The 25,973-nt window shown below is 49.7% G+C and carries 26 protein-coding genes and 3 tRNA genes; 24 read left to right on the top strand and 5 right to left on the bottom strand.

Annotation, left to right across the window (positions count from 1 at the left end):
- Nucleotides 1-33: 33 nt before the first annotated feature.
- Nucleotides 34-285 carry a YkuS family protein gene (locus EFBL_RS03860; RefSeq protein ID WP_096180814.1) on the bottom strand — a complete coding sequence of 84 codons (252 nt, stop codon included), beginning with the start codon at nt 283-285 and terminating at the stop codon, nt 34-36.
- 21 nt (nt 286-306) lie between these two features.
- The gene (yyaC, locus tag EFBL_RS03855; RefSeq protein WP_096180813.1) at nt 307-894 is read right to left on the bottom strand and encodes a spore protease YyaC; all 588 of its coding nucleotides are present in this window, start codon (nt 892-894) and stop codon (nt 307-309) included.
- Between the two features lie 137 nt (nt 895-1,031).
- Here yyaC and EFBL_RS03850 point away from each other — a divergent pair, with 137 nt between their 5' ends.
- From EFBL_RS03850 to cshA, 7 genes are all read left to right on the top strand, one after another.
- Nucleotides 1,032-1,592, top strand: coding sequence for a CvpA family protein (locus EFBL_RS03850; RefSeq protein ID WP_096180812.1), 561 nt, complete (start codon nt 1,032-1,034; stop codon nt 1,590-1,592).
- 15 nt (nt 1,593-1,607) lie between these two features.
- The gene (locus EFBL_RS03845) at nt 1,608-2,528 is read left to right on the top strand and encodes a mechanosensitive ion channel family protein (RefSeq protein ID WP_096180811.1); all 921 of its coding nucleotides are present in this window, start codon (nt 1,608-1,610) and stop codon (nt 2,526-2,528) included.
- Between the two features lie 28 nt (nt 2,529-2,556).
- The gene (locus EFBL_RS03840) at nt 2,557-2,772 is read left to right on the top strand and encodes a DUF951 domain-containing protein (RefSeq protein ID WP_096180838.1); all 216 of its coding nucleotides are present in this window, start codon (nt 2,557-2,559) and stop codon (nt 2,770-2,772) included.
- A 2-nt stretch (nt 2,773-2,774) separates the two neighbouring features.
- Nucleotides 2,775-4,769: a molybdopterin-containing oxidoreductase family protein gene (locus EFBL_RS03835; protein ID WP_165912528.1), complete on the top strand. Its 1,995-nt coding sequence runs from the start codon at nt 2,775-2,777 to the stop codon at nt 4,767-4,769.
- A 48-nt stretch (nt 4,770-4,817) separates the two neighbouring features.
- Entirely contained in the window at nt 4,818-5,051 is a 234-nt protein-coding gene (locus EFBL_RS03830) for a DUF3892 domain-containing protein (protein WP_096180809.1), read from the top strand.
- Between the two features lie 370 nt (nt 5,052-5,421).
- A complete protein-coding gene (locus EFBL_RS03825) occupies nt 5,422-5,622 on the top strand; it encodes a cold-shock protein (protein WP_096180808.1) in 201 nt (66 codons plus the stop codon).
- A gap of 95 nt (nt 5,623-5,717) precedes the next feature.
- Nucleotides 5,718-7,184 (top strand): degradosome RNA helicase CshA, encoded by a 1,467-nt coding sequence (gene cshA / locus EFBL_RS03820; protein WP_096180807.1) that lies wholly within the window; start codon nt 5,718-5,720, stop codon nt 7,182-7,184.
- 335 nt (nt 7,185-7,519) lie between these two features.
- On the opposite strand, the gene EFBL_RS03815 is transcribed toward cshA, so the two are convergent.
- Nucleotides 7,520-8,353: a DUF3800 domain-containing protein gene (locus EFBL_RS03815; protein WP_096180806.1), complete on the bottom strand. Its 834-nt coding sequence runs from the start codon at nt 8,351-8,353 to the stop codon at nt 7,520-7,522.
- A gap of 304 nt (nt 8,354-8,657) precedes the next feature.
- Here EFBL_RS03815 and EFBL_RS21610 point away from each other — a divergent pair, with 304 nt between their 5' ends.
- The 4 genes from EFBL_RS21610 to EFBL_RS03800 all read left to right on the top strand — a co-directional run bounded on the left by EFBL_RS21610 (nt 8,658) and on the right by EFBL_RS03800 (nt 11,826).
- Nucleotides 8,658-8,786: a hypothetical protein gene (locus EFBL_RS21610; RefSeq protein ID WP_269432675.1), complete on the top strand. Its 129-nt coding sequence runs from the start codon at nt 8,658-8,660 to the stop codon at nt 8,784-8,786.
- 175 nt (nt 8,787-8,961) lie between these two features.
- Nucleotides 8,962-10,062 (top strand): redox-regulated ATPase YchF, encoded by a 1,101-nt coding sequence (gene ychF / locus EFBL_RS03810; RefSeq protein ID WP_096180805.1) that lies wholly within the window; start codon nt 8,962-8,964, stop codon nt 10,060-10,062.
- A 138-nt stretch (nt 10,063-10,200) separates the two neighbouring features.
- The gene (gene ssb / locus EFBL_RS03805; RefSeq protein ID WP_096180804.1) at nt 10,201-10,692 is read left to right on the top strand and encodes a single-stranded DNA-binding protein; all 492 of its coding nucleotides are present in this window, start codon (nt 10,201-10,203) and stop codon (nt 10,690-10,692) included.
- A gap of 255 nt (nt 10,693-10,947) precedes the next feature.
- On the top strand, nt 10,948-11,826 hold the full coding sequence (locus tag EFBL_RS03800; protein WP_096180803.1) for a nucleotidyl transferase AbiEii/AbiGii toxin family protein: 879 nt from the start codon (nt 10,948-10,950) through the stop codon (nt 11,824-11,826).
- Nucleotides 11,827-11,892: 66 nt separating this feature from the next.
- On the opposite strand, the gene EFBL_RS20885 is transcribed toward EFBL_RS03800, so the two are convergent.
- Nucleotides 11,893-12,774: a type IV toxin-antitoxin system AbiEi family antitoxin domain-containing protein gene (locus tag EFBL_RS20885; protein ID WP_096180802.1), complete on the bottom strand. Its 882-nt coding sequence runs from the start codon at nt 12,772-12,774 to the stop codon at nt 11,893-11,895.
- A 524-nt stretch (nt 12,775-13,298) separates the two neighbouring features.
- On the opposite strand from EFBL_RS20885, the gene EFBL_RS03790 reads away from it, so the two are divergent.
- The 3 genes from EFBL_RS03790 (at nt 13,299) to thiM (ending at nt 15,518) form a co-directional block, all read left to right on the top strand.
- On the top strand, nt 13,299-13,904 hold the full coding sequence (locus EFBL_RS03790; protein ID WP_096180801.1) for a hypothetical protein: 606 nt from the start codon (nt 13,299-13,301) through the stop codon (nt 13,902-13,904).
- A 148-nt stretch (nt 13,905-14,052) separates the two neighbouring features.
- Nucleotides 14,053-14,637, top strand: a complete 585-nt coding sequence (locus EFBL_RS03785) for a thermonuclease family protein (protein WP_096180800.1) — start codon at nt 14,053-14,055, stop codon at nt 14,635-14,637.
- 65 nt (nt 14,638-14,702) lie between these two features.
- Nucleotides 14,703-15,518 carry a hydroxyethylthiazole kinase gene (gene thiM, locus EFBL_RS03780; protein ID WP_096180799.1) on the top strand — a complete coding sequence of 272 codons (816 nt, stop codon included), beginning with the start codon at nt 14,703-14,705 and terminating at the stop codon, nt 15,516-15,518.
- Nucleotides 15,519-15,590: 72 nt separating this feature from the next.
- On the opposite strand, the gene EFBL_RS03775 is transcribed toward thiM, so the two are convergent.
- Nucleotides 15,591-16,967: a dipeptidase gene (locus EFBL_RS03775; RefSeq protein ID WP_096180798.1), complete on the bottom strand. Its 1,377-nt coding sequence runs from the start codon at nt 16,965-16,967 to the stop codon at nt 15,591-15,593.
- A gap of 74 nt (nt 16,968-17,041) precedes the next feature.
- On the opposite strand from EFBL_RS03775, the gene EFBL_RS20245 reads away from it, so the two are divergent.
- From EFBL_RS20245 to EFBL_RS03730, 10 genes are all read left to right on the top strand, one after another.
- Complete coding sequence (locus tag EFBL_RS20245) at nt 17,042-17,224, top strand: hypothetical protein (protein ID WP_131927698.1); 183 nt, start codon at nt 17,042-17,044, stop codon at nt 17,222-17,224.
- Between the two features lie 184 nt (nt 17,225-17,408).
- Nucleotides 17,409-17,729 carry a MazG-like family protein gene (locus tag EFBL_RS20450; protein ID WP_165912527.1) on the top strand — a complete coding sequence of 107 codons (321 nt, stop codon included), beginning with the start codon at nt 17,409-17,411 and terminating at the stop codon, nt 17,727-17,729.
- Between the two features lie 97 nt (nt 17,730-17,826).
- Nucleotides 17,827-18,270: a 50S ribosomal protein L9 gene (gene rplI, locus EFBL_RS03765; RefSeq protein ID WP_096180796.1), complete on the top strand. Its 444-nt coding sequence runs from the start codon at nt 17,827-17,829 to the stop codon at nt 18,268-18,270.
- A gap of 3 nt (nt 18,271-18,273) precedes the next feature.
- The gene (lonC, locus tag EFBL_RS03760) at nt 18,274-20,211 is read left to right on the top strand and encodes a Lon family ATP-dependent protease (RefSeq protein WP_096180795.1); all 1,938 of its coding nucleotides are present in this window, start codon (nt 18,274-18,276) and stop codon (nt 20,209-20,211) included.
- Between the two features lie 20 nt (nt 20,212-20,231).
- A complete protein-coding gene (gene dnaB / locus EFBL_RS03755) occupies nt 20,232-21,575 on the top strand; it encodes a replicative DNA helicase (protein WP_096180794.1) in 1,344 nt (447 codons plus the stop codon).
- A 218-nt stretch (nt 21,576-21,793) separates the two neighbouring features.
- Nucleotides 21,794-23,077, top strand: coding sequence for an adenylosuccinate synthase (locus tag EFBL_RS03750; protein ID WP_096180793.1), 1,284 nt, complete (start codon nt 21,794-21,796; stop codon nt 23,075-23,077).
- Nucleotides 23,078-23,269: 192 nt separating this feature from the next.
- A tRNA-Lys gene (locus EFBL_RS03745) sits at nt 23,270-23,345 on the top strand.
- Between the two features lie 7 nt (nt 23,346-23,352).
- Nucleotides 23,353-23,427: transfer RNA gene (locus EFBL_RS03740), tRNA-Glu, on the top strand.
- Nucleotides 23,428-23,501: 74 nt separating this feature from the next.
- Nucleotides 23,502-23,578: transfer RNA gene (locus tag EFBL_RS03735), tRNA-Asp, on the top strand.
- Nucleotides 23,579-24,163: 585 nt separating this feature from the next.
- Nucleotides 24,164-25,969 (top strand): AMP-dependent synthetase/ligase, encoded by a 1,806-nt coding sequence (locus EFBL_RS03730; protein WP_096180792.1) that lies wholly within the window; start codon nt 24,164-24,166, stop codon nt 25,967-25,969.
- Nucleotides 25,970-25,973: the final 4 nt, after the last annotated feature.

Raw genomic sequence — 25,973 nt, 5'->3', positions numbered from 1 at the left:
CATGCAGAAAGTCCCCATTCCGGGGACTTCATTTCATTTCAATTCTTGAATCCGGTTATATACCTGTTCGGGTGTGAGGCCATGGGCATTGATGACCGGACAATCCTGCGCGACGTTGTGAATGCCCATCAGGTTTTGGTCGGTGCCGGAGATGACCACGGCGGCGTAGTTGTTGTTCCGTGCCTGGTTCATATTGGATGCGTCAAGCGTATCCACCTGGAAGCCTTTGTTGGAGAGGTATTCACGTACGGGAGAAAGATTGGCTTCAACTGCAATTCGATTCATGACTGAACCCTCCTTTTGGAATCAAAGATAGTTTGATTCCAACCGGACATCTCTATACGGGGGAACTCTCAGCAAAGAGGGAACGGTTTCAGCAAGGGTTTGGGCAATGCACTCAGCCATTTTCATGACTACCGACAAGCGGGTGTTCTGCAGGACAAAATACTCCATGAATCCGCCCACATTCACAATGCCCGTAATATGAATGTCGCCGACTTCCGGCAGATTCTTGTTCACGCCGGCTCCCGGCTTTAAAGGGCCGACACCGACCGATATCATGCCGACGGAACTCAGTTGCCCCAGGCAAGCATCAATCGCGATAATGAAAGGATTTTGATGAATCCGTTTGATGGTCTGCAAGGTCTCGGTGAGATTTACGGCATGAACCGGATTTTCCAGTGTACCATAGATGGAACAGTCATCGGGGGCCAGCAGGGTTTCCAATCTGCTGCCTACAAGCGGCCCCAGCGAGTCTCCCGTTGACCTGTCGGTTCCGATGCAAACAAACACCATTTTTCGATCAGAAATCTGGCCGGCTATCAGATCGAACAGGTGGAACCGGAGCGCGGACCGGGCGTTGGGCAGGGTATGATCGATTTTAAGATTGGACATAACACTCCTCCGAATCGGATATTGTTATCAGTTTATGGAAATCAGGGCCGTTCTATACTCGAAATGCTGTAATACCTATAGATTGGGGTATTGACACTATATGCCAGAAGATCAACTCTAATTCCGGGGTGAGCGAGATGATAGAGATTTGGACGGTTCAGAAGGTAGATATATTGATAATCTGCCTGCTGTCATGGGCGGGTGTAATAGGATGGAGACGCGGGGGATACAGGTCGCTGCTCGATTGCATGGGTGTCGGTTCCGCAATTGCGTTGGTGGTATTTGCGATTCCACATATCCAAGACAGATTAATAGATGGATGGTGGGCTCATGAGTTCAGGCAATGGCTGTATGATCACATAAGGGCGGTTCCGACGGGGCAGGGGTTGTCCGAACAGGGGAAGAGTGTGGCGGAAAGCCTCTATCACATGTTGGTGGTGGGAATTGGCGCCCTGGCCGTATGGATCGGAATCCAGATGATTCTTAAAGTGTTCCAGACGGTAATGAAGGAACCGGGGGAGTCTCTCTTTTCGAGAATTTCAGGGAGTGTGATCGGTTTCTCCATGGGGAGCGTGTTTGCGGCATATGTGGTACAATGTCTAGGACTCTTATCCTGGGTGCAGGGAATGGAATCCTTGGACCGGCAACTGGCTCATTCGTTTTTTTACTGGTTTGTGACGAATTGGATTGCAAGTTGAAAGGAGTGGCAATGGATGAGCATATGGACGCAGATTCAGGATTTATACCAAAAAATGATTGAGAAGACCAGTAACCCCGCTTTTTGGGAGGACTTGTTGAGTGGATTTTTCAACGGACTTGTCAAAATCGCCGTTCTGCTTGTGTTGGCGAAAATAGTGATCCGCTTGGGATCCGGAGCGATCAACCGGCTTTTGATGAACCGGGCCGTGCGATGGGACGAGCGTCGGTCCCGGACTTTGAGCGTGTTAAGCACGAATGTCCTCAAATATGTGGTCTATTTTTTCGTGGCCATCACAATTCTGGAGCAATTCATAGAAATTAAAACCCTGTTGGCCGGTGCGGGCATTGTGGGACTGGCGGTTGGCTTCGGAGCACAAAGCCTTGTCAAGGACGTAATTACCGGATTCTTTATCATAGTGGAGGATCAGTTTGCCGTAGGGGATGAGATTCAAACGGCCACATACCGGGGAACAGTGGAAGAGATCGGTTTACGTATCACCACCATCCGGGCCTGGACCGGAGAGGTGCATATCATTCCGAACGGACAGATCACCAATGTGACGAATTTCTCCAAGGCCAACTCTCTGGCGGTCATCGATGTGGGTGTGGCTTATGAGGAGGATCTCGACAGAGTGTTTGAAACTCTGAAAGAAGTGTTGAGGAAGGCACAGGAGGAACTCCCCACTATAGTCGGCGAACCGCAGGTGCTGGGGGTCCAGAATTTCGGACCTTCTGAAGTGACCGTTCGAGTGACCGCCGACTGTGTACCAACCAAGCATATCCCTGTGGCAAGGGAACTGCGACGGAGAATCAAGCAGGCTTTTGATGAGAAGGGAATTGAAATCCCATACCCGAAACAGGTATTGATGACGCCCGGTACCCAAGACGGAAAAGGGACAGATGGAAGGGCAACCGCGGAAGTTTCTGAAGGGTAAGGCGGCACGGGTGGAAGAGGTGGTTCAAATGGAGCGCAAAGAATTTGCCCTTGGCGATGTGGTGCAGATGAAGAAACCCCATCCCTGCGGAGCCAATGAATGGCAGGTGATCCGTATGGGAATGGATATCCGGATGAAATGTGTGAACTGCGGACGCAGTGTGATGATTCCGCGCAGCCAGTTTGAACGGCAGATGAGAAAGGTGCTGCGCAAAGCGGAGACCGGGGAAGATCTGGAGGGATGACGATGCGACAGGTGCGGACCGCCTGTCCGCTTGATTGTTGGGACTGCTGCAGCATGATCGCCTTTGTGGAGAACGGGAAGGTCGTCAAGGTTGAAGGGGATCCGGATCATCCCATCACGCGAGGGCGTTTGTGCATTAAAGGAAAACAGCTTGTCGACCGAATGTACCATCCCGAGAGGATACTGACGCCAAAGAAAAAAGTGGACGGGCAATGGATAGACATCTCTTGGGACCAGGCATTTCAGGAGATTGCAGACAAGATGCTGAAGGCAAAAGCAAGATATGGGCCGACTTCGGTCATGCACACCTTTGACAGCGGTTCCGGCGGAATGCTGAAAGAACTGGAAGGGCGGTTCTTTAACCTGTTTGGGGGCTATTCAAAAGCGGTGGGATCGCTCTGCTGGGAAGCGGGTCTGGAAGCCGGCCGGTATGATATGGGCGCGTGCCTCAGCCACGATCCGACAGATCATGCTAACAGCAAGGGGATCGTGGTATGGGGGCGCAACGTAACTGTTACCAATATGCACGTGACCCCTTTTCTCAAGGCGGCCAGAAAAAAAGGGGCTCGACTTGCAATCATCAATCCGCTGCCCACCGACTTGTCGGAATCGGCTGATCTTCAGGTCTACCCGCGACCGGGAACGGATGGTGCACTGGCTCTGGCTGTATGCCGGATCTTGCTTGAGACGGAACGGTATGACCGGGAGTTTGTGGAGAAGAACGCGGTCGGGTTTGAGGAGTTCGCTGCCTATTTGCGGGAACTGTCGGTGGAAGAGCTGTGTGCAGCCTCGGAAGTTGCAGTCGAGGATGTCTGTTCATTGGCCGATTTCTACTCGGATCGTCCGGTAACCACCTTACTGGGTCTGGGAATGCAGCGTTATGCAAACGGCGGAAACACCATGCGGGCGATCAACGCCGTGGCCGCCATGAGCGGGAACATCGGGGTTCGAGGAGGCGGAGTGAATTACGCCAATCGGATTTGGTCCAAGTGGCTTGACTGGGATGCGTTAACGCTGGAAGGTCAAAGAAAAGAATATCGGGAAATCTCCAAGGTGGAACAAGCGGAACAAATCCTACAGGCAGACCCGCCGGTTGAAGTCCTCTTTGTGACAAGATCCAACCCGGTTGCGCAGGTGGGAAACCGCAAGCGTACAATAGAAGCATATCAGTCGGTGGATTGCGTGGTACTGTTTGACATGTTCCTGCATGACACCGCCGAGGTCGCCGATTATTTTCTGCCCTGCACCAGCGTTTTTGAAGAAGAGGATATCTTGTACTCCTCGATGTGGCATCCATACCTGATCTATGTGAACCAGTGCGTGGAGCCACTGGGCAATGCAAAAAGAGACTGGGAAATCTTTGCGGGATTGGCTGATCGCTTGGGATTTGGGGGAGAGTTTCGGAGGGGGCTCCATGAATGGATGAGGACAGCATTGGCACCGCTTGAAGAAACCGGGTTGACGCTGGAACGGCTGCAGAGGGAACATTTTGCTCCGGCTCCAAGTGCCGCAGTGCCTTGGCATGACAGAAGATTCGCCACGCAGTCAGGGAAATATGAATTCTATTCACAAACCGCTTTGGAAGAAGGACACTCGGCGTTTCCCATGTACCTCCTTCCGTGGGAACATCCTTATCACAATCCGGATTTGGCGGAGAAGTATCCTTATCAACTGTTAACGATTCACCCACGGCACTCTTTGAATGCGCAGCACTATATCCTGAAGCGACCAGACTCACCGGTCATAGAGATTTCAAAGGAAATTGCCCGAGAGAAAGGATTGCAAGACGGAGACCTGGTTCGTGTGTTCAACGAGCGGGGAGAACTGATGGGACGTACACGGATTCAAGAGAAGATGCATCCGGGAACGGTTATGGTGGAACAGGGCTGGTGGAACCAAATGGGAGTCAGCGTCAATGATCTGACTCCTGACCGGCCGGCCGATTTTGGAATCTCCATCGCGGTGTATGATTGTCTGTGCAATATTGAAAAAGCATGAAAATGAAACCCTCCGGTTCGGGCAAGGATAAGAACCGGAGGGATCAGTATGATCGGTGAAAAAATCGTGGCCATTCAAAAAGACGAAAATGGAAATATCACTCAGGTCAAAACCCATACCGGACGCGTCTTAAGCATTGAAGAAGCGATTCAACAGGCTGAGAACGGGGGTTTTGATTCGATTGACAAGATCGATAAACACGGCAACTGGTACATGAAAGCTTCCGCAGGCGACGCTCAACCTGAACAGGGCGGCAATTTGTCGATTCTGCCAGAGTTCTGACATCGGGGAAGGCGGCCTAAGAACCGCCTTGCGTTTTGGATGTTTACCCTGCTCCATTACATGGAACAATCAGGAAGAAAAGGACGAAAATGATCAGGAACACTACCGCCCAACGGGTGTAGCAGCCAAATATGCCGTGCATGCACGTTTCCCCCCTTTCATCACTCTTAGAATATGTGCCTCGGGGGTGTTAGGAAGCGGTGTCTGCCCTAAGGCAATCACCTCTTTTTCTGTATTTGACCTAAGACGGAAATATTGGTATAATGCAAGTTGTATATTAAGACATTTGCACGAAATGTTTGGTAGTGAAGGGTTTTTTCCTGATTCATGAGCGGAGTTTGGTGCATTTGTTGTTAGGAGGCATTTTTGAATGCAAGAAGGAACAGTAAAATGGTTTAACGCAGAAAAAGGGTATGGCTTTATCGCAACGGAAGGCGGCAACGACGTATTCGTTCATTACACCGCAATCTCCGGCGATGGCTTCAAATCCCTGGAAGAAGGACAGCGCGTAAGCTTCGACGTTGTCCAAGGAAACCGTGGACCTCAAGCAGCAAACGTCACCAAACTGTAAGGTTTAGACATTAACCCGTTTGGGATTCTCCAAACGGGTTATTTTTTGTGGTTGGGAGAAAAATATCTACTAGCAATATGGAAAGAGGTGTTGAGATGTCTTTGTTTGCAGATCTGAACTTGAGCAAGCCTGTAATGAAAGCGTTGGAAGACATGGGGTTTGAATCGGCCACCGCCATTCAGGCGGAAGCCATCCCGGTAGCTTTGAGCGGTACGGACATGATTGGACAGGCACAGACCGGAACAGGAAAAACGGTTGCTTTTTCAATCCCCATGATTGAAAGAATCGATACGGAGGAAGACGTGGTTCAGGGGTTGATCCTGACCCCCACGCGGGAACTTTGCATCCAAGTTGCTGACGAGATCCGGAAAGTGGGAATCCATAAAAAAGTCCGCGTGTTGGCTGTATACGGAGGACAAGACATCAACCGGCAGATCAAATCGCTTAAAAATAGGCCCCATATCATCATTGCCACTCCGGGGCGTTTGATCGACCACCTGAACCGGAAAACGATCCGATTGCAAAATATCCGGATGGTTGTTCTCGATGAAGCGGATGAAATGCTCGATATGGGCTTTGTGGAAGATATTGAAACGATCCTCAGCAACTGTCCGGAAGAGCGACAGACTTTATTGTTTTCCGCCACAATGAAACCAGGCGTGAAGAATCTGGCCCAGAAGTTCATGAAGGACATCAAGCATGTGTCTGTCAAGGCGCAGGAAGTTACGGTGCCGTTGATTGAACAGGTTTACTACGAGGTTACGGAGAGACAAAAACTGGACGTACTCACTCGTTTGCTGGACATCCAGAATCCCGAATTGGCCATTGTATTCGGTCGGACCAAAAGACGTGTGGATGAGCTTATGAACGCCCTGATAACCCGCGGCTATCAGGCAGACGGACTGCATGGGGATCTCAGTCAAAGACAAAGGGATGCGGTGATGAAGAAGTTCCGTGACGGAAGCATTGACGTGCTTGTTGCCACGGATGTGGCTGCCCGGGGACTTGATGTATCCGGTGTTACACATGTCTACAATTTTGACATTCCGCAAGACATTGACAGTTACGTTCATCGGATCGGGCGAACCGGACGTGCCGGCAAAAGCGGAATCGCATCCACATTTGTAACACCGCGTGAGATGGAGCACCTGCACCAGATCGAAAGAATTACCAAAAGGAAAATTGCCAAGCGGCCACTGCCTACGATTGCGGAAGCACGCATCGGCAAACAGCGTTTGGCACTCGACATGATTGTGGAAGCCACCAACGAAGATTTGGGAGGGTACCGGAACCTCGCGAAAGAATTGCTTGACCAATACGATTCCGTGATGTTGGTTTCCGCCGCATTGAAGCTGTTGACCAAGAATACAAATGAAGTGCCCATTACATTGACGGAAGAACAGCCGCTTAGGACCAAGCGGACGAAACCCAAGACCGACCGGCGTGACAGGGGAAGAAAGACTGGCCCTACGGGAATGAAACCGGCAGGCGGGAAAGGAAAACTGAAGCAGGGGAAGAAAGAAGCGCGTTCCCGTAAAAAAGAAGCGGTTTTGTCCTGGTAATATGGCAGACTGGGATTATGAGCTTCACCTTTAGGGAGGCCGTTGAACCATGGGTACATGGATGATTGTGAAACAGGTCGTCGTGGTATTATCCCCTCATGATCGACAACGAAAAAAGGCCACGGTAAGCGGCCACGCGAATATTTTTCAAAATCATCCACCTAAATGGGATCAATTTGTTTTCGTTTATATTCTTGACTAAAAGCGAATTTTTAGATAAAATGATTGACATTTTGCTAAACGAGAATTACATTTAGGGTAGAGAAAGGCTCTGTCAACCCGAACGCTCAAGATTTATGTTGCTTGGGCCATTGAGGTAGGGAAGATGGGGTCTTTCACTTTTTCTTTGAAAACTCGGGTGCAATTTTATGCTCAGATGGAACAAATAGCCAATGCCTATAAGGATGGTTCCAGCGATCCTCATAGGACCGTACACCGGTTGAAATACCAATATTAAAGTTTGGGTAGATATTACGAATTCTTTTGTTTATATGTTTGTACAGTTTCTCTTTGGCAATAGTTCGCTTTCCTCTTATGCGACTTCCTTCTGGTTTTTCTTTATGCAAGTTGTTGAGTCTGAAATACATAGCCCCAAGAACAATGTCCATGTATTGCAGAATAACATGCTCGTCCGATTTGACCTCAGTAATATTGTGTCTCTCGATTGAAAGATTTGCGGATCTAAAGTCCTCACTCCATTGCAATCCATGGATAAAATCTTTAAAAATATCACGATTTGCTGGTGCGACAGGTAATTCGTCAAAATAAAGTCTCAAACCAATCTCACGAGAAGGTGTAGGGTTTGAATATTTCAGACCAAAGGCGTGCTTAAAGAATTGATAATACAGCATAGTAAAGGTGTTATCGACCTGATCTTTGCTTAGATTTATAGCACGTCTGTAGTTGTGCGTAAACATGACACGCATCTTGACCAAGTCCTGTTGTATAAGGTCAAAAAAGACATCAATAAGTTCGATGTATTTGGTTAAATAGGGTAGTGTTACTCGCTGCCACTTCACCTCTTTGAACAAGTGGAGTTCCTTTTTCTTGCCTGACAATTGATCGATCACGTAATCGTAATCAGTTGACCTTACAAGGGCACCGCCATAAAAATTGCCGTAATAAGGCCCTTCCTTAGCTGATTCATCCATGTACAGAATATATTCCATACTTAATCACCCGGCTATTTTATTATCAACTCCCTTTATTATACAGCATTAATATATTTGAACCTGAGAGTTATAACTCTACTGTGAATAACCTCATTCTGGATAAATAACCTCAATTTCCCCATACTGTTTTTTAACCCCATAACAAGCCCCAGTAACTAGGAATTGGTTCAGATGAGTTGAGATCTGTTCAAATTCGTCATTTGCAGCAACCAGGTCAAATCGAGACCTGCTTGAATTTCACTTTGAACTGGTGCTTACAATTTGACATAAATCATAGTGTTACCAGAACGGAGGGGGAGTTATGAAACAGCCAATAGAAATCCTCCTGCTCGAGATCAAGGAAAGGGCGACCGGAATCGTCCGGGATACGTCTCCAGAGGACATGAAACGAGTAAAGGCTTTGCCAAATGTTCTGAGTGTAGAAGTTTAGATTTTGTACCGCTCAATGAGCCTGATCAAATTTTTCATGAGTCTGAGTTGTAGGGCAGAGTATGATACCAGCAGGGTAGACTTTTTTCAGGTGAACAAGGAGCTACATTAAGGCCGTTGCCGGGCTTTTTCTTTTTGCTATAATGAAAAGGTGTGAGTATTGGAGGTGTGCCTCAATGGCTTTGTGTGTAGGGATTGTGGGTCTTCCCAACGTCGGGAAATCGACCCTTTTTAATGCGATAACGAAAGCGGGTGCGGAAGCGGCCAACTACCCGTTCTGCACCATTGATCCGAACGTTGGCGTGGTGGAGGTGCCGGACGAGCGCTTGCAAAAGCTGGCTGAGATTGTGAACCCGCAGCGAATTCTGCCGACCGCGTTCGAGTTTGTGGATATAGCCGGCCTGGTGAAGGGAGCGAGCCGGGGAGAAGGTCTGGGCAACAAGTTCCTGTCCCATATCCGGGAAGTAAACGCCATCGCCCATGTGGTGCGCTGCTTTGAAGATACCAATATCACCCACGTAGCAGGAAAGGTCGATCCTCTCTCCGATATGGAAACGATCAACCTGGAATTGATCTTTGCCGATATGGAAACGGTTGAGCGCCGGATGGAACGCGCTCGCAAGGGCCTTAAGGGGGGAGACAAGAAAGCGCAGCAAGAAGTGAATTTGCTGGAGCGTCTGAAGAGCGCCTTTGAGAACGGCAAGCCCGCACGCTCGGTGGAAATGGATGACGAAGAGCGCTTGCTGATTCGTGACCTCCATCTGCTGACCATCAAGCCGGTCCTGTATGTGGCGAACGTCTCGGAAGACGAAGTGGCGAACCCTGACGGCAATCCGAATGTACAAGCCGTCCGAAAGTTTGCGGCGGAAGAAGGGGCCGAAGTCGTTGTCATCTCCGCTAGGGTGGAGTCGGAGATTGCGGAACTGGAAGGCGAAGACAGGGAGATGTTCCTGCAGGAACTCGGCCTTCAGGAATCAGGACTCGACCGCTTGATCAAGGCTGCCTACAAACTGCTTGGCCTTATCACTTACTTTACCGCGGGAGAAAAAGAGGTCCGGGCCTGGACTATCCGCAAAGGAACCAAGGCACCCGGTGCGGCAGGCGTTATCCACTCTGATTTTGAGAAGGGATTTATTCGCGCCGAAGTCGTGGCTTATTCCGATCTCGTGAAAGCAGGTTCCATGAACGCCGCCAAAGAAAAAGGGCTTCTCCGCCTGGAGGGCAAGGAATATGTGGTACAGGACGGCGATGTAATGCATTTCCGATTCAACGTGTAACCACTCAACGGGTATCATCGTACATCCGGTGCGCTTGGTGCCCGTTTTCGCTTTTTTGCCCGGCCTTATGGCAGTTGTGACGAATATCCTGAAATGTGATAGACTGATAGAAAAGAATTGTAATGGAGGAGTTTCCGAATGTTAAACCGGATCATTCTGATCGGACGATTGACGGCCGATCCGGAGCTTCGTTATACACCCACCGGCACCGCTGTCGCATCCTTTACACTGGCGGTTGACCGTCCGCGCGCCAACCAGCAAGGTGAGCGCGAGACCGATTTTATCAATATCGTGGTTTGGCAGAAGCTTGGGGAATTGTGTGCACAGTATTTGAAGAAAGGGCGCTTGGCAGCTGTGGAAGGTCGCCTGCAGATCCGCAGCTATGAGAACAAGGAAGGACAGCGGGTTCGCGTGGCCGAAGTGGTGGCTGACAACGTGCGTTTCCTTGACCGCGGGGACAGCACCGGCGGTGGCGGATTCGAAGGATCCGGTGCAGGCTTTGGCGGCGGCTTCGGGGGCAATCAAGGCTTCGGCGGTAACAATAACAAGCGCGGCAGCAACTTCGATGACGATCCGTTTGTCGACGATGGCAAACCGATTGATATCTCGGACGATGATTTGCCTTTCTGATTATCAAACATGAAGAGGCAGCGCCTTGATCGGTTTTGATCAGGGCGCCTCTTCTCTAGAAATAATCCTTCTTTCAATGAAGCGATTGCATCCATCATTCTGTTTAAGGATGGAACTGTAGGTATCACAAAAACCTGCTATTATTTTTTTGATGTATCAAGACCTATACGGCCGATATCTGAAGGTTCCTTCCTTTTCGATATTTTGTCCATAATTTAAATTTTAATATGGACAAAATTCTAAGGAAGTGATTATATGAATGCGGAAAAATTAAAAATGATTCGGAAACTGGTTATTATCGCAATGTTTGGCGATGATGATTTGATGGATATGTTCGTGCTTAAAGGCGGGTCTGCAATTGAGTTTGCATACAAAATTGATGCCCGTGCTTCCGTAGATGTTGATCTTTCCATGGAGGAGGACATTCCAGAAGAAAAGTTGCAGGAAGTGAGCAATAAAATCGAGAGGTCCTTGATCCGGGTATTCCAGGAAGAAGGGTACGTGGTATTTGATTTTAAATTTATTCCAAAACCGGAAAAGCGGAGGGAAGGGCTTCGGGATTTTTGGGGAGGCTACGCTATTGAATTCAAAATCCTGCCGGAAGTCCACCGGGACATACTCAATTCAGATCTCCACAAAGCAAGAAAGATGGCAGAAGTAGTGGGCCCGAAGCAGGGGAAAAAGTTAGAAATCGACATAAGCAAGTACGAATATTGCGACGACACGCGAACTGTTGAAATCGATGGATACACTGTATATGTCTATACGCCAGAAATGCTTGTGATCGAAAAGCTTCGGGCAATTTGTCAACAAATGCCGGAATACCCCATAAACGGGAGAAACAAGCATCCCAGACCTCGTGACTTTTACGATATCTATGTGTTGATGAACAATGTGGTAGGAATCTCTGTTCCCGAATATGATTTGGTCAAGCAAGTGTTTGCACTAAAAGAAGTACCGATCGACTTGCTGAAAACCATCCCGCTTTACCGAGAGTATCACGCGGGAGATCTCGACTCACTACGGGATACCGTTCCTAGAAACAAAGAGATTGAGTTCAATTTGTATTTCGATTTTGTGGTCAACTTGGTGGAGCGGATCACCGGGGATAAACTTGTCAGTCAAGTGGGCTAAAACAAAGTGGGTGTCCCAAAGTAGATAAACTATTTTTATAGGATCCCTATTAGGATCAGCCCCTTTCTATCCATCAAGTGATCTCGGGTAATACAGTCTCCAACGTTTTGAGTATCGAACGTCTTTCATGTCGTGCATCAAATAAAAGTCGTATATCTTTTCTTCCATGTCGAACAGATTCAATCTTTTTTCTGAATAGCTGGCTCGTTCCAGGTAAAAACCGATCACTTGATGGTATGGGTATACAAAATTGATTTTTTTGACGTAGGCTTTCAGAGTGTTTACGGACACGTCGTGATCTTTTGCCCTTTCATAGGCTTTTAAAACTTCAAACACCCCGCCGGAATATTCTGGTCTCACCGCAATGTCAATAAGCGTTCTTTCAATGTTAGTTACTTGCAGTTTTTCCCTGAATTCTCCCGACAACGAAACCACGCCCAGATTGCCGGTAGCTGCCCCGTTTAACAGGGTGATGTTACAATCCAGGTACGATGCAACGTTTTGTGTGCGTCGAATCGGTTTTTGAAATGCCTCGTCAATGTCTTCCTGCGTGATGGTTCCCCGGGATTTGGGCGTTTGTTCGACAGTGACGTAAAAATTTTTCGGAATCTGTTCGGTCAGGTTGTGCAAAAACATTGCGGTGTAATGGGTCAGGTATGCTTTGGGACTAAGAGACAAGCATATTTCATAAATTAGATCTGAGGTAACGGGACCCCAAATATACCGATTAAGAGGGCGGGGAAAATCGAGTGGGACTCTGGTCATTTTTGAACGTTCCAATAAAAACTGAACAAACGATTTAAGCGTTGAGGTTTTTGCCAAACGCCATTCTTTGTTATTCAGGATGAATATTTTTTCGAGTTCACCGGGAGTGTACACCCGCTTGTCGTTTTCATTGAAAAATTTTTCGATATCAGGTTTGGCTATACTGAATCTGCTTCTAGCCATAAAATTTTTCACCCCAAATACCTGTATAATGCGGTATACATACCGCATTATACCATATAAAAATTAAAAGTCAAGTGATTTGCGAGTACCCACCAGACCTGACCGGACAAGCACAATTTTAATTGCATAGCAGTAGCTATTATAATGTACACGTACATTATAATAGCAAGTTGCGATCTTGTCAAGTGAAAACGATAAACGTCCAATGAACCTGTTTAGTTCATGGTTAAATACGAAAAAAATTACGTTCCGCGAATTACCAGATTTTAATTAAGTGTATCCGAAACATAGGTTTTTTTCAAGGAATGTACCCGTAATGTACCCGTAATAATCGACTCTAGTTCATTTTTACGGGTCCATTCGCTTTCCTAAATGTCCGAACATAAATATGTCAGAGTTTCTGAAATTACAAGGGTTTTCTTTGTTTTTGTGACCCCTTCAAACCAGCACTCACCCCCGAAGTACTATAGGGGAAATATGGTAGATTGATAGAGAACCAAACAGCAATGGAGTGATGCATCCATATGAGAAAAACCGCCCTGCTTTTGACCGCCACCGGACTGCTGTTGACCGGGTGTTTTTCCAAGCCAAGCGAGACCGCCCAACCGGCTCAAACCCAAACGCAAGCTAACCCGCAGCAAAGCAATACTCAGCCACAGAAGGAGCCAACAAAGAATGAGCAACAACCGGCCCAGCCAGCTCCGGGAAAGCCAAAGGAAGAGAAAGCTGTCAAGTCGGAAGTTGAGCTGCAGAAGACCGCTGAGGCAACACTGATCAAAATGTCAAAAGTATACGCCCGGGGCAACTACGACGAAATCATTAAAATGAATCGGGAAGTCTTTCTGGAACCGGAAAAACACGATCCACCGGAAGACATGAAACAAAGCATGTCGACCAAAGCGGCTTTGGATACAGCCGTCAAATTTGAAAACTCCAAAGTCACGATAAAAGATGACAGTACTTTCGTGTTTGAAACCAAACTGCGGGAAGGATTGATGCAGTCCGGCAAGCAGATCGGGGAACAGGTTTCGCAGCAAAAAGTGACGTTCGTATGGGATGCCAAGTCCAATACCTATAAGATAGCGCAAATTGAGGCAAGGTACGAGAACAGTGATCATGGGACACCTTAAGATCCGGGGGCTGTGCCCTAAGTGGGATGATCTGCTTGGGAACAGCCTCCATTTACTTGGGGTTCTGATTTTTTGATTGAAAATGTGCAATAATGCTATGTTGTGATATTATATTTCCGCATCAGAATGGGGGTTATGAGGGTTTCAAATGAAAAAGTTCATCACAGCCATCGTGGTATCTTTACTAGTGGCAGGATGCGGAGCACAGAATGTGGAACAGGCGGGGCCAACAAAAGGAAGTCAGGAACAAGCCGAAACCATCAAGATCAAAGGACGTTGGGCAACGGTCACAAAAGTGACGGACGGAGACACGCTTGAACTGGATGGCACGGAAAAAGTTCGCCTGATCGGAGTGAACACTCCCGAAACGGTGAAACCGGGTGTCTCCCCGATGCCTTATGGGAAAGAAGCGAGCGAATTTACAAAGTCCAAGCTGTTGGGCAAAAAGGTCTTTGTGGAAGTGGACATCCAGCCCAAGGACAAATATGACCGTACATTGGCCTATATCTATCTGGAAAAACCGAAAACAGAGCAGGACATTGAGAATGTTATGATGAATGCACTGCTGCTGAAGGAAGGATACGCCCAGTTAATGACCATACCGCCCAATGTGAAGTATTCCGACCTGTTTGTAAAGCTGCAAAAACAGGCAAGGGAAGCCAAAAAAGGGCTTTGGGCACTGGATTTATACAAAGATTCGACGAAGAACTCCGGCGACGTGTTTAAAAAATAAGTGGTTGTTTTGTGTCAAATACAAGTTACAATGGGGGGAGAAGAAACGCAGGGGAGGGATCATTCTTGAGCAGATTCGATGCGGCACAATGGCTGGACAAAGTGAGACAGGCAAGACCGCTGGTACATAACATCACCAACGTGGTGGTGACCAATATCGCAGCGAATGCACTGTTGGCCTTGGGTGCATCTCCGGTTATGGCCTACGCGAAGCAGGAAGTGGGCGATATGGCGCGGATAGCCAGCGGTTTGGCCCTGAACATGGGAACCCTTGACGACAATGTGGTGGAGGCCATGCTGATTGCAGGCAAGGCGGCCAACGAAGTGGGGGTCCCGGTTGTGTTTGATCCGGTTGGGGTAGGGGCAACGCCTTACCGGAACGATGCCGCCAGCATAGTTACGGAGGAACTGAAGCTCACCGTATTGCGCGGGAACGCTGGTGAAATCAGTGTCCTGCTGGGTGCAGGCGGTGCAGTGAAGGGGGTAGACTCCGCTTCCACAGGAGAGAACCTGCCGGAAGTCATGCGCCAATATGCCCGAAAAAAAGGCTGTGTGGTCATTGCAACCGGGGAAACCGATTACGTCACAGACGGAGACACCATTTGGTCTTTGCAAAATGGCCATCCGCTTCTGGCGGCCATTACCGGATCGGGGTGCATGGCGACCGCTCTGTTGGGAGCGTTTGTAGGAGCAGCAGGTCGCAACGCAGACTTGAGAACCTACGCAGATGCGTGTGTTGCCGCTCTGACCTGCTACAACATTGCCGGCGAGATCGCGGCCGAACGGGTACAGGGACCCGGGACCTTCCAGGCGGCTTTGTTTGACGCTCTGTATTCTTTGGACAGTTCGCAAATAAATGACAGGGCGAGGATCACAATTTAGGAAAGAGAAAAGAAGGGGTTGAGGGAGGCTGTCTCATATGGGGGACAGCCTCCGTTAGTATGACGCCGCCAGCTAGCTTAAGGAGCGCTCCAACTCAAACCAGTATTCGCAAAGGGTTAACAGACCCTTGTCGAAGTTTTCCAGATGAAAATGCTCGTTGGGCGCGTGGAAGTTTTCGCTTGGCAAAGCGAAGCCCATCAGGACAACGGGGGTATCCAGGATGCGCCCCATCGTCTCCACGACCGGGATCGATCCGCCCATCCGGTTGTAGGCAACAGGCACTCCGTATACTTTTTCATATGCCCGTCCCGCAGCTTGAATGGCCGGATGGTCTATAGGGGTGGAAAACGGGCGTCCACGGTCAAAGAAGCTGACGGATACTGTTACACCTGGAGGAGTGTGTTTCTCCACATGCTTGCGAATGAGTTCCAGGATTTCGTCCGGGTTCTGATCGGGTACCAGACGACAAGTCACTTTTGCGTGCGCTTCAGCCGGCAGCACGGTCTTGATCCCTTCTCCCTGAAACCCTCCATAGATGCCATTAATTTCCAATGTAGGGCGAATCCAGGTCCGTTCCAGCAAGGAATACCCTTTCTCGCCGAAGAATGCCGGCACTCCCAGTTCCTGACGGATCCTCTCCTCATCAATCCCCAGTGCACGGTACTCTTCCCGTTCACTCTCCGATACCGGAACCACCTTGTCATAAAACCCTTCCACGGTGATCTGCCCATCCGGATTCCGCATTGTATCGAGAATGTGGACGAGGGCATGAATCGGATTTTGCACCGCACCGCCGTAAAGGCCGGAGTGCAGATCACTTTTGGCTCCCTTCACATCGATCTGCAGTCCGCAAAGACCTCTCAACCCCGTGCAGATGGCAGGTCTTCCTTTTTCCAGCATGGGGGTATCGGAGATTACAAGTACGTTGGCGGCAAGCAGATCTTTGTGTTCTTCCACAAATTCCGCCAGGTGCGGACTTGCAATTTCTTCTTCCCCTTCAATGCAAAATTTAAAATTGAGCGGCAGTGTGCCTTCATTATGTAAAATCGCTTCCAGTGCCTTTATATGCATGAGCACTTGCCCTTTGTCGTCGCTTGACCCTCTGGCATAGATTTTCTCGTCGCGAATCACCGCTTCAAAGGGGGGAGAGTCCCACAATTCCATCGGGTCGACAGGCTGGACGTCATAGTGACCGTAAATCAACACGGTTGGCTTTCCTTCCGCTTTCAACCATTCTCCGTATACAACCGGATGCCCTTTGGTCGGCATGATTTGCACATTGTCCATTCCCGCTTTTTTCAGGGAATCGGCAATCCACTGGGAGGCCCGCTGCATGTCCCCTTTATGTTCGGAAAGGGCACTGATGCTGGGAATGGCCAGCAGTTCCTTAAGTTCATTCAGGTGATGGTCCCGATTTGCTGAAAAATATTGTTGATAACGCTCACTCATAACGATCCCCCTCGTCAAAAGTCTGCCTCGATTTTACCACAAATCGGGGCAAACTACCCATGGAGGTGAGCAGCATGTCAGACCGAGGAACGAATAATGCACCCAACACACGCCACCCGGACCGGCCCCCACGAAAACCGGGACGGTTGGAACAATTTGGAGACGATCTCCAAGAGACTGTAAATCCCGGCGTATTGGGAGATGTGACTTCGCACGATGAGGCGGCTGCACAAAGAGACTATTACGGAGGCCCGTAAGTCGGGACCAAGACTTGACCCCGCTTTGCGACGCACATGGACATGCCAGTGTCGAACATGCCACATGGATGTGGCTCTTATGTTGGACGGCCATGGGCGGCGTTCTTGGTGGGGTTTCCTTTTTTTATGCAGGAGATTGCCTCAACCATGTGGAAGGATTAGACAATTGTGGAGGGGATGTTTTATGCATGATATGGGGGAGAAGCTGGACATTGCGAAAAACATCAAGCTGATTGAATGGTTGAAGTGTGAGTTGACGGACAGTCTGGCAGGTCTCTTTCGCGGCTTTCACCGGGGAAGCGAGATCCTTCTGAAAGAGTGTCTGGCCAATCTCGTGGTTCTGTGTTACGTATTGGCCAGGCGTCTCGGACTGCGCTATTCGCAGTTTGATGACCTGATACGTGACCGGATTCGCTGCAACGCAGGGATGGAGAACGAATATGAAATCTGGAAGGAGGATCTGATGATCCTGGAGCAGCATTTCCAGCAGAAGAAACCACAGTAGTAAAAGGATTTCCAATCGCAACTTATTTTACCTGAATACGTCGGTCGCAGATTCATGGTATAACAAGTATATGGAGGAGTAGGCAGGAGGGTTTGTCATGAAAGTGATTTTTCTTCAAGATGTAAAAGGACAAGGCAAAAAAGGAGAAATCAAGGAGGTTGCGGACGCATACGCCCGGAATGTTCTGTTGAAAAAGGGGCTGGCGGCAGAAGCAAACGCCGCAAACCTGAACAGACTGCAAGCGCAAAACAAGGCAGCTGAGAAAAGAGCCCAGGAAGAACTGGAAGAAGCAAAGAAGCTGAAAGCAATCCTTGAGCAGACTGTCGTCTCCCTCAAGACCAAAGCGGGCGAAAGCGGTCGCGTGTTCGGATCGATCACCAGCAAGCAGATTGCCGATGCATTGGAAGCGATGAAAGTAAAAGTGGACAAGCGCAAGATTCATCTGGAAGAACCGATTAAGGCATTGGGTACGACCGTGGTTCAGGTCAAACTTCATCCGGAAGTGTCTGCAGACTTGCGCATTCATGTACAAGCGGAGTAACACATGAAGAAGTTATTGGAAAAACTGAATCTGATACCGAACAGTACACTGCACAAGAAACTTGAAAACGAAGAAGCGCTCCGTCGCCAGGTGACAGCGCTTTTTGGCATATTAAGCAGCATCCACGGCGCAGACAAATTGGTGCTGCGGGCGGGTAAGCTGGAAGCGCTCAATCTGATGCGTTCCCCCGACTTGACCGACCGTGTGATTGCCCTGCAAAGAATCGTGTTTGAAAACCCGAACATTGAAGAACGGCCGGAGCCTGAACAGATTCCGGAGATTCTGCAGGAAGTGGAGGAAGCGCTTGCAGATATGCTGGCGCGCCGCTCTGTGGAAGCGGAAATCGAGGCGAAAGTCAATGAGAAGATGCAGGAACGGCATGAAGAATACATGCAGGAAATCCGCACCCAGCTGGTCAAGGAGAAGTCAGGCCCGGAAAACGCCCAGACTCTGAAGAAGTATGCCAAGCTGGAGAAGTTGGAGCACATCCACTTGTCCCGTTCCACTCTGGAGCTGGTTCGTCCGCAATCTCTCAAGGATATTGTGGGACAGGAACAGGGTGTTCAGTCACTTATCTCAAAATTGGCTTCCCCGTTCCCGCAACATGTGATTATCTATGGCCCGCCGGGTGTAGGGAAGACGACTGCGGCCCGTTTAGCGTTAAAAGAAGCAGCCAAGTTGGCCACCACGCCGTTTGCGGAAGATGCCCCCTTCGTGGAAGTGGATGGAACCACGCTGCGTTGGGATCCCCGGGATATAACGAATCCTTTGCTGGGATCGGTTCATGACCCGATTTACCAAGGCGCGCGCAAGGATCTTGCCGACACGGCCATCCCGGAACCGAAGACAGGTCTCGTGACCGATGCTCACGGGGGCGTTCTGTTTATAGATGAAATTGGGGAACTGGATCCGGTTCTGCAAAACAAACTGTTAAAGGTGCTTGAGGACAAGCGGGTCCAGTTTGATTCTCCCTATTACGACCCGGAGGATCCGAACGTTCCCAAATATATCAAAAAGTTGTTTGAGGAAGGCGCACCTGCGGACTTTATTCTGATTGGCGCCACTACCCGGGAGCCGCACGAAATCAATCCGGCCCTTCGTTCCCGCTGCGCGGAAGTGTTCTTTGAACCGCTTGTGCCGGAACAGGTGGAAGACATCATTGTAGGGGCGGCAAACCGTCTCAAGGTATCCGTTGAGCAGGGCGTTCCCGAACTGATTGCACGCTATACGATTGAAGGACGGAAAGCGGTTAACGTTCTGGTGGACGCCTATGGCCTCATGAAATACAAAGAAGGCAAATCCGGCCAGCCATCGGAGCAAATCTCACTGAAGGACGTGGAAGAAGTCCTGCAAATGAGCCGGTTGCACCCTTATGTTCGCCAACAAAACCATAACAGTTTGGAGGTTGGGCGCGTTAACGGTCTTGGCGTTGCCGGATACCTTGGTTCTGTCATTGAGATCGAATCGGTCGCGTTTCCTGCAAGCGAAAAGGGGAAAGGAAGGCTGCGATTTAATGACACCGCAGGTTCCATGGCGAAGGATTCGGTCTTCAATGCGGCTGCCGTATTTCGCCGCATGACAGGCCAGGATCTAGGCGATTATGATGTGCATGTCAATGCGGTCGGCGGAGGAAGAATTGACGGACCTTCTGCCGGAGTGGCGATCTTCCTGGCGGTGTACTCAGCCGTTACGGGTCGGGCACTTCCGCAGTGGATTGGCATTACAGGCGAGATTTCCATTCAGGGACGGATCAAGCCGGTTGGCGGCATTCGGGAGAAAATCTTCGGCGCCAAGCAGGCGGGTCTTACCCATGTATTGGTCCCGAAGGAAAACGAACGGGATGTGCCGAATGATACTACAGGAATACAGGTGACCGTGGTCGAAACTATTGACGACGTATTGGAGCTTGTCTTTCCGGATAAATCGGAGAAAGTCAGCTAGTCTTCAAAGGAGGACGCTGCATGGATGACAAACTGATGGAGCGGGTGCCTCCGCAGAATATTGAAGCGGAACAGGCGGTCCTGGGCGCGGTTCTGATTGAACCGGACACGCTCATGACCGTGACCGAAATCCTGAAGCCGGAAGATTTCTACCGGTCGAGCCACCAGAAGATCTTTGAAAGCATGATCGAAGTGGCGGAGCGGGGAGAACCGGTTGACATTGTAACCCTGACTGCCCATCTGCAGAATCTGGGTGTGATTGAAGAAGTCGGTGGCGTTTCCTATCTGGCTACATTGGCCAATACGGTACCTACTGCTGCCAACGCGGATTACTATGCGGCCATCGTCAAGGAGAAAGCGGTCGTTCGACGCTTGATCAGGGTGGCTACTCAAATTGCCGCTTCCGGTTATGAAGGAACGGACGATGTGGTGGGCTTGATCGATGATGCGGAGCGCCGCATTGCGGAGTTGACCAATGAGAAGATCGCCCGCGGGTTTACCCCGATCAAGGACATCCTGCTCGCCACATTTGAACGGATTGAATTCCTCTTTTCCAACAAGGGGGGAGTCACGGGGGTTCCGACCGGGTACCCGGATCTGGACCGGATTACTTCCGGGTTCCAGAAATCGGATCTGATTATCGTGGCAGCCCGTCCGTCTGTGGGGAAGACCGCCTTTTCCCTGAATATTGCCCAGAATGTGGCTGTTCGCTCCAAGGTGCCCGTAGCCATCTTCTCCCTCGAGATGTCCAAGGAACAGCTGGTTCAGCGGATCCTCTGTGCGGAAGCCACCATTGACGCGGGGAAAATGCGGACCGGGTATTTGGATGACGACGATTGGCCGAAATTGACCATGGCAGTAAGCACATTGGCAGAAGCGCCGATTTTTATTGACGATACGCCAGGCATCACGGTGGCGGACATACGTTCCAAATGCCGGAGACTGCAGCAGGAACATGGGCTCGGGATGATTCTGATTGACTACCTGCAGTTGATCCAGGGAAGAGGCAAGGGAGACAACCGGCAGCAGGAGATCTCCGAAATCTCCCGGACGCTGAAGCTGATTGCCCGTGAATTGAACGTGCCGGTGATCGCCTTATCGCAGCTCAGCCGTTCGGTCGAGCAGCGCCAGGACAAACGACCGATGCTGTCCGACCTGAGGGAATCGGGCTCCATCGAACAGGATGCCGATATTGTGGCCTTTCTGTACCGGGACGATTACTACGACCCGGATTCGGAGAAAAAGAACATTATCGAGATTCTGATCGCTAAGCAGAGAAACGGCCCGACGGGCAAAGTGGAGTTGGTGTTCCTGAAGAATTTCAACAAATTCGTCTCCCTCGAGCGGGAAGCTGCTGGGGTCTGATTCTATAAGACTGGAACAGGATGCAATGCTGTTCCGGTTTTTTGTTTTGGAGTATTTCCACTGCGAATTGCAAATACGAACAAATACTATAACATTAAATTTAAACGTTCGTGTTTTGTCTTGACGATTTCGCCAGTTCCTGTTACACTCACTTAGTGGGATTAGGTGCATGGTCACACTTGGTCTCGGGGAATGTATTCATATGGAGGTGTTGCCGTATGGCAACCTTAGTGGTTGTAGGTACCCAGTGGGGCGATGAAGGAAAAGGCAAAATTACCGACTTTTTGGCGGAAAAGGCGGGAGTGGTTGCCCGTTACCAAGGGGGAAACAACGCCGGTCATACCATCTCGATTCAGGGCAAGGAATTTAAGCTTCACCTCATTCCATCCGGTATTTTTTATCCTGAAAAAATCTGCGTGATCGGCAACGGCATGGTCGTCAATCCGAAAGCGCTGGTGGATGAACTTACATATTTGAAGAACAACGGGGTGTCTGCGGACAACCTGCGTATTTCAGATCGGGCGCATGTTGTGATGCCTTATCATATCAAACTGGACGAACTGGAAGAAGAAAGCAAAGGCAGCAACAAAATCGGCACCACCAGAAAAGGGATCGGTCCCGCATACATGGACAAAGCTGCCAGGGTGGGTATCCGCATAATTGATCTGCTGGATCCGGAAGAGTTCGCAGCCAAATTGAAGCGCAATCTGGAAGAGAAAAATCGTGTGTTCGATAAGCTTTACGGAGCGGAAGGGTTTGACTACGAAGCGGTTTACCGGGAGTACCTGGGATATGCGGAAGTGATACGCCCCTATGTGACCGACACCTCCGTTGTGTTGAACGAAGCGATTGATGCAGGCAAAGACGTGCTGTTTGAAGGTGCGCAAGCGTCGATGCTTGATATCGATCAGGGAACCTACCCTTACGTTACATCATCAAATCCGGTTGCCGGCGGCGTTTGCATCGGGGCTGGTGTTGGTCCTACCAAGATTGATAAGGTTATCGGTGTGGTAAAAGCATATAGTACCCGTGTAGGAGACGGCCCGTTCCCAACGGAACTGCTGGATGAGACCGGGCAATTCATCCGGGAGACGGGACGCGAATACGGTACCACCACCGGACGTCCGCGCCGTGTCGGATGGTTTGACTCGCTGGTTGTCCGGCACGCTCGCCGAGTTTCGGGCCTTGATGGAATGGCCATCACCCGACTGGATATCCTGACGGGACTGAAGGAACTGAAGATTTGTACCGCATACAGGCACAACGGGGAGATCCTGAAGGAGTTTCCGACAAGTCTGAAAGTGTTGGCCAAGTGTGAGCCGGTCTATGAAACGCTGCCGGGATGGGACGAAGATATTACGGGAGTTCGTTCCTACGAAGATCTTCCGGCCAATACCCGTGCGTATATTGAAAAAATAGCCGAAGTGACCGGTGTTCCGTTGGCGATTTTCTCGATTGGTCCCAACCGGGAACAGACAGTTCCTGTAACCGATATTTACTGATCAGAACGCATACGGCACCTTCGGGTGCTGTTTTTGCAGGCTTGATTGACTGGCTTTTTGCATGGCTATTCCTCCAGAATTTCCTATCAAAAAATCATAGAAAAAGGGTTGCTTTTAAAAGTTGCTTCGTGTTATGATTTTTCTTGTCGCCGCGATGACGGCGGTTCTGATGCGAGAGAGCGGCGAGTTTGAGAGCCATTAGCTCAGTCGGTAGAGCACCTGACTTTTAATCAGGGTGTCGATGGTTCGAGTCCATCATGGCTCACCAGTTTCCTGGCCCCATGGTCAAGTGGTTAAGACACCGCCCTTTCACGGCGGTAACAGGGGTTCGAATCCCCTTGGGGTCACCAGATTATATTTCGAGGGTTCCCATAAAGTACCCGGAATACGCTACAACGTTTCGCGTCACTTTATGGGGTGTTTTGGAGCTGTGGTGTAGTGGCCTAACATGCCCGCCTGTCACGCGGGAGACCGCGGGTTCGAATCCCGTCAGCTCCGCCACTTTGAAATTCCGTCAGGGATTCGAGAAACCTGGGTTCGTCGGAGCTGCGCTTCGGGAGCGACACATCGCAGCCGGCAGCTTGACTGCCGCATACCGTCAGCTCCGCCAAATGAGAAAAGGTACCCTTCATGGGTACCTTTTCTCATTTGGTTTACTGACAGATGAAAACACGCATGAGATAATTTGTTGTAATACGTCCGGGTTCGTCTGAGCAGTAATAGGCTGGAATTCAGTCTTATTTTTATGGAATCAAAGGTACTCCAGAAATAGGACTGGTTTTCAGTCCTAAATGTCATTTCTTACTTGTACACCTCGAAAATCCCTTGAATAAGCCTGAAAATCAGTTCTGTTCTTGACATGACACCCCAAAAATTAAAAATAAGCCTGAAATCAGACTTCACAGCAGGTACATTATGTAAAAAAATCCAGACATGGAGAAATCCCACTGATCTTTGGGAACCGCCGATGACTACCTGAACGAGGCGACGGAATGAACGAGTCATCGAACCAGTCGCATCCGGAGGGGATTCAAACACATCAGTCGAAATATATATAGATAGAATACAGAAAAAGGGAGGCACCGTATGAATCTTGTGGAAATGCTGCATGAGGCAGTCAGAGCCAATCCAAGCAAGGAATGTCTCCGAAACAAGCAAGATGGACAATGGCACTCCATTACCTATGCCGAATTTTGGAATGAGATTCAATACTTCGCGATCGGACTAAAATCGCTTGGGGTCAAAGAGGGCGATAAAGTGGGTCTTCTCTCCAACAATTGCCCGCAATGGGCCATCAGTGACTATGCTGTTCTGTCATTGGGTGCGGTGGTGACTCCCATCTACCCGACACTGCCTTCACCTCAGGTTGAGTTTATTCTGCGAAATGCCGACGTGGAATATTTAATAGTGCAGGACCAGACACAACTTGGCAAAATTCTTCAAATCTGGCCCGATAAACTGAAATGCGCAATTCTTATTCAACCGGAAACAGACTGTGCAGATGAGTGTGCCGACCGCATCTTACCCTTCAAGGACGTGCTGAAGCTTGGCATGAAGCAGGAGGGCACTCTGGGCCGACCTGATTATGCCGCCATCCCGGAAAGCCAGTTGGCGACAATCGTACACACCTCAGGCACTTCCGGAACTCCCAAGGGCGTCATGCTTTCCCACTCCAACATCACTTCCAACATCCGCGCCAGCTTGTCCTGCTTACCCATTCATCCGACTGATATCGCTTTGTCCTATCTTCCTTTATCCCACATTTTCGAACGAACCGTCGGCCAGTACGCCATCTTATCATCGGGGGCAACCATTGCCTATGCCGAAAGCATCGAAACCATTCAAGTCAATCTGCAGGAGATACGTCCCACTGTATTCTGCACCGTCCCCAGATTACTGGAAAAAGTCTATGCCCGTATCCACGGAAGAGTGGAACAATCCCCGAAGCTGATAAGGAAGGTACTGGAACGGGGTCTGGCCAATGAAACACGCTCAGGGTTGGCCTATCGAATCGTGGACCGGCTCATTTATGAAAAAGTAAGACAAGGCTTGGGCGGAAATCTCCGATTCATCGTGTCAGGCGGTGCCGGGTTGGCGGCCGACATCTCCGAATTCTTCGGGAAGGCGGGCATTGATTGTTATGAAGGGTATGGAATGACGGAGGCATCCCCCGTTATATGCACGAACCCGTTTGGCAAGCTGCGTAGAGGAACGGTAGGAGTCCCCATTCCCGGAGTGGAAATCAAATTGGCGGAAGATGGGGAACTGTTGGTGAGAGGACCAAACGTCATGATGGGCTATTACAAGAATCCGGAAGAAACCGCCAAGACGATTACCCCGGACGGTTGGCTGCAAACGGGAGACATCGCCGAAATCGACAATGGGTACGTAAAGATTGTGGATCGCAAAAAAAACATCATCGTTCTGGCCACCGGAAAAAATGTGGCTCCATGGCCGGTGGAAAACTCCATATCCCTTAGCCCTTACATCTCACAGACCGTTTTGATCGGAGATAAAAGACAATATGTCACCTGCTTGATCGTTCCCGACTTTCTCGCCTTAAAATCCGTCGCGGATGAACTGCAACTGGGAGACGATCAAGGCAAATGGGTAAGCCATCCGAAGATCCGGGAGCTGCTTCGCCAGGAAGTGATTAAGTATTCGGAGCCGTTTGCTGACTTCGAGAAACCCAAACGGGCGGTCATTCTGTCGAACGAGTTGACACTGGAGGGGGAGGAACTGACTCCCACGATGAAGGTTCGCAACAAGACGGTTCTGCAAAAATATGGCCATCTGATCGAAGAAATGTACAACGGAACCAACTATGTCCCCATCCAGGACGGACAGGGACACACACATCCCAGCCATGACACCGGCCATCTGCAAATCTAAGCTC

Source organism: Effusibacillus lacus, assembly GCF_002335525.1.
GTDB lineage: Bacteria > Bacillota > Bacilli > Tumebacillales > Effusibacillaceae > Effusibacillus > Effusibacillus lacus.
Note: the sequence above shows the minus strand (reverse complement) of the source record. Positions and strands in the feature narration are given on the sequence as shown.

Coding starts and splice junctions, on each gene's coding strand:
- EFBL_RS03835 (WP_165912528.1), top strand. CDS start 2,775: ATGCGACAGGTGCGGACCGCCTGTCCGCTTGATTGTTGGGACTGCTGC.
- EFBL_RS03840 (WP_096180838.1), top strand. CDS start 2,557: ATGGAGCGCAAAGAATTTGCCCTTGGCGATGTGGTGCAGATGAAGAAA.
- EFBL_RS03800 (WP_096180803.1), top strand. CDS start 10,948: ATGAATGCGGAAAAATTAAAAATGATTCGGAAACTGGTTATTATCGCA.
- EFBL_RS03750 (WP_096180793.1), top strand. CDS start 21,794: ATGGCAACCTTAGTGGTTGTAGGTACCCAGTGGGGCGATGAAGGAAAA.
- EFBL_RS03845 (WP_096180811.1), top strand. CDS start 1,608: ATGAGCATATGGACGCAGATTCAGGATTTATACCAAAAAATGATTGAG.
- yyaC (WP_096180813.1), bottom strand. CDS start 894: ATGTCCAATCTTAAAATCGATCATACCCTGCCCAACGCCCGGTCCGCG.
- lonC (WP_096180795.1), top strand. CDS start 18,274: ATGAAGAAGTTATTGGAAAAACTGAATCTGATACCGAACAGTACACTG.
- EFBL_RS20885 (WP_096180802.1), bottom strand. CDS start 12,774: ATGGCTAGAAGCAGATTCAGTATAGCCAAACCTGATATCGAAAAATTT.
- EFBL_RS03785 (WP_096180800.1), top strand. CDS start 14,053: ATGAAAAAGTTCATCACAGCCATCGTGGTATCTTTACTAGTGGCAGGA.
- rplI (WP_096180796.1), top strand. CDS start 17,827: ATGAAAGTGATTTTTCTTCAAGATGTAAAAGGACAAGGCAAAAAAGGA.
- EFBL_RS20245 (WP_131927698.1), top strand. CDS start 17,042: ATGTCAGACCGAGGAACGAATAATGCACCCAACACACGCCACCCGGAC.
- EFBL_RS03850 (WP_096180812.1), top strand. CDS start 1,032: ATGATAGAGATTTGGACGGTTCAGAAGGTAGATATATTGATAATCTGC.
- EFBL_RS21610 (WP_269432675.1), top strand. CDS start 8,658: ATGAAACAGCCAATAGAAATCCTCCTGCTCGAGATCAAGGAAAGGGCG.
- EFBL_RS03815 (WP_096180806.1), bottom strand. CDS start 8,353: ATGGAATATATTCTGTACATGGATGAATCAGCTAAGGAAGGGCCTTAT.
- cshA (WP_096180807.1), top strand. CDS start 5,718: ATGTCTTTGTTTGCAGATCTGAACTTGAGCAAGCCTGTAATGAAAGCG.
- ychF (WP_096180805.1), top strand. CDS start 8,962: ATGGCTTTGTGTGTAGGGATTGTGGGTCTTCCCAACGTCGGGAAATCG.
- dnaB (WP_096180794.1), top strand. CDS start 20,232: ATGGATGACAAACTGATGGAGCGGGTGCCTCCGCAGAATATTGAAGCG.
- ssb (WP_096180804.1), top strand. CDS start 10,201: ATGTTAAACCGGATCATTCTGATCGGACGATTGACGGCCGATCCGGAG.
- EFBL_RS03790 (WP_096180801.1), top strand. CDS start 13,299: ATGAGAAAAACCGCCCTGCTTTTGACCGCCACCGGACTGCTGTTGACC.
- EFBL_RS20450 (WP_165912527.1), top strand. CDS start 17,409: ATGCATGATATGGGGGAGAAGCTGGACATTGCGAAAAACATCAAGCTG.
- EFBL_RS03775 (WP_096180798.1), bottom strand. CDS start 16,967: ATGAGTGAGCGTTATCAACAATATTTTTCAGCAAATCGGGACCATCAC.
- EFBL_RS03825 (WP_096180808.1), top strand. CDS start 5,422: ATGCAAGAAGGAACAGTAAAATGGTTTAACGCAGAAAAAGGGTATGGC.
- EFBL_RS03730 (WP_096180792.1), top strand. CDS start 24,164: ATGAATCTTGTGGAAATGCTGCATGAGGCAGTCAGAGCCAATCCAAGC.
- EFBL_RS03830 (WP_096180809.1), top strand. CDS start 4,818: ATGATCGGTGAAAAAATCGTGGCCATTCAAAAAGACGAAAATGGAAAT.
- EFBL_RS03860 (WP_096180814.1), bottom strand. CDS start 285: ATGAATCGAATTGCAGTTGAAGCCAATCTTTCTCCCGTACGTGAATAC.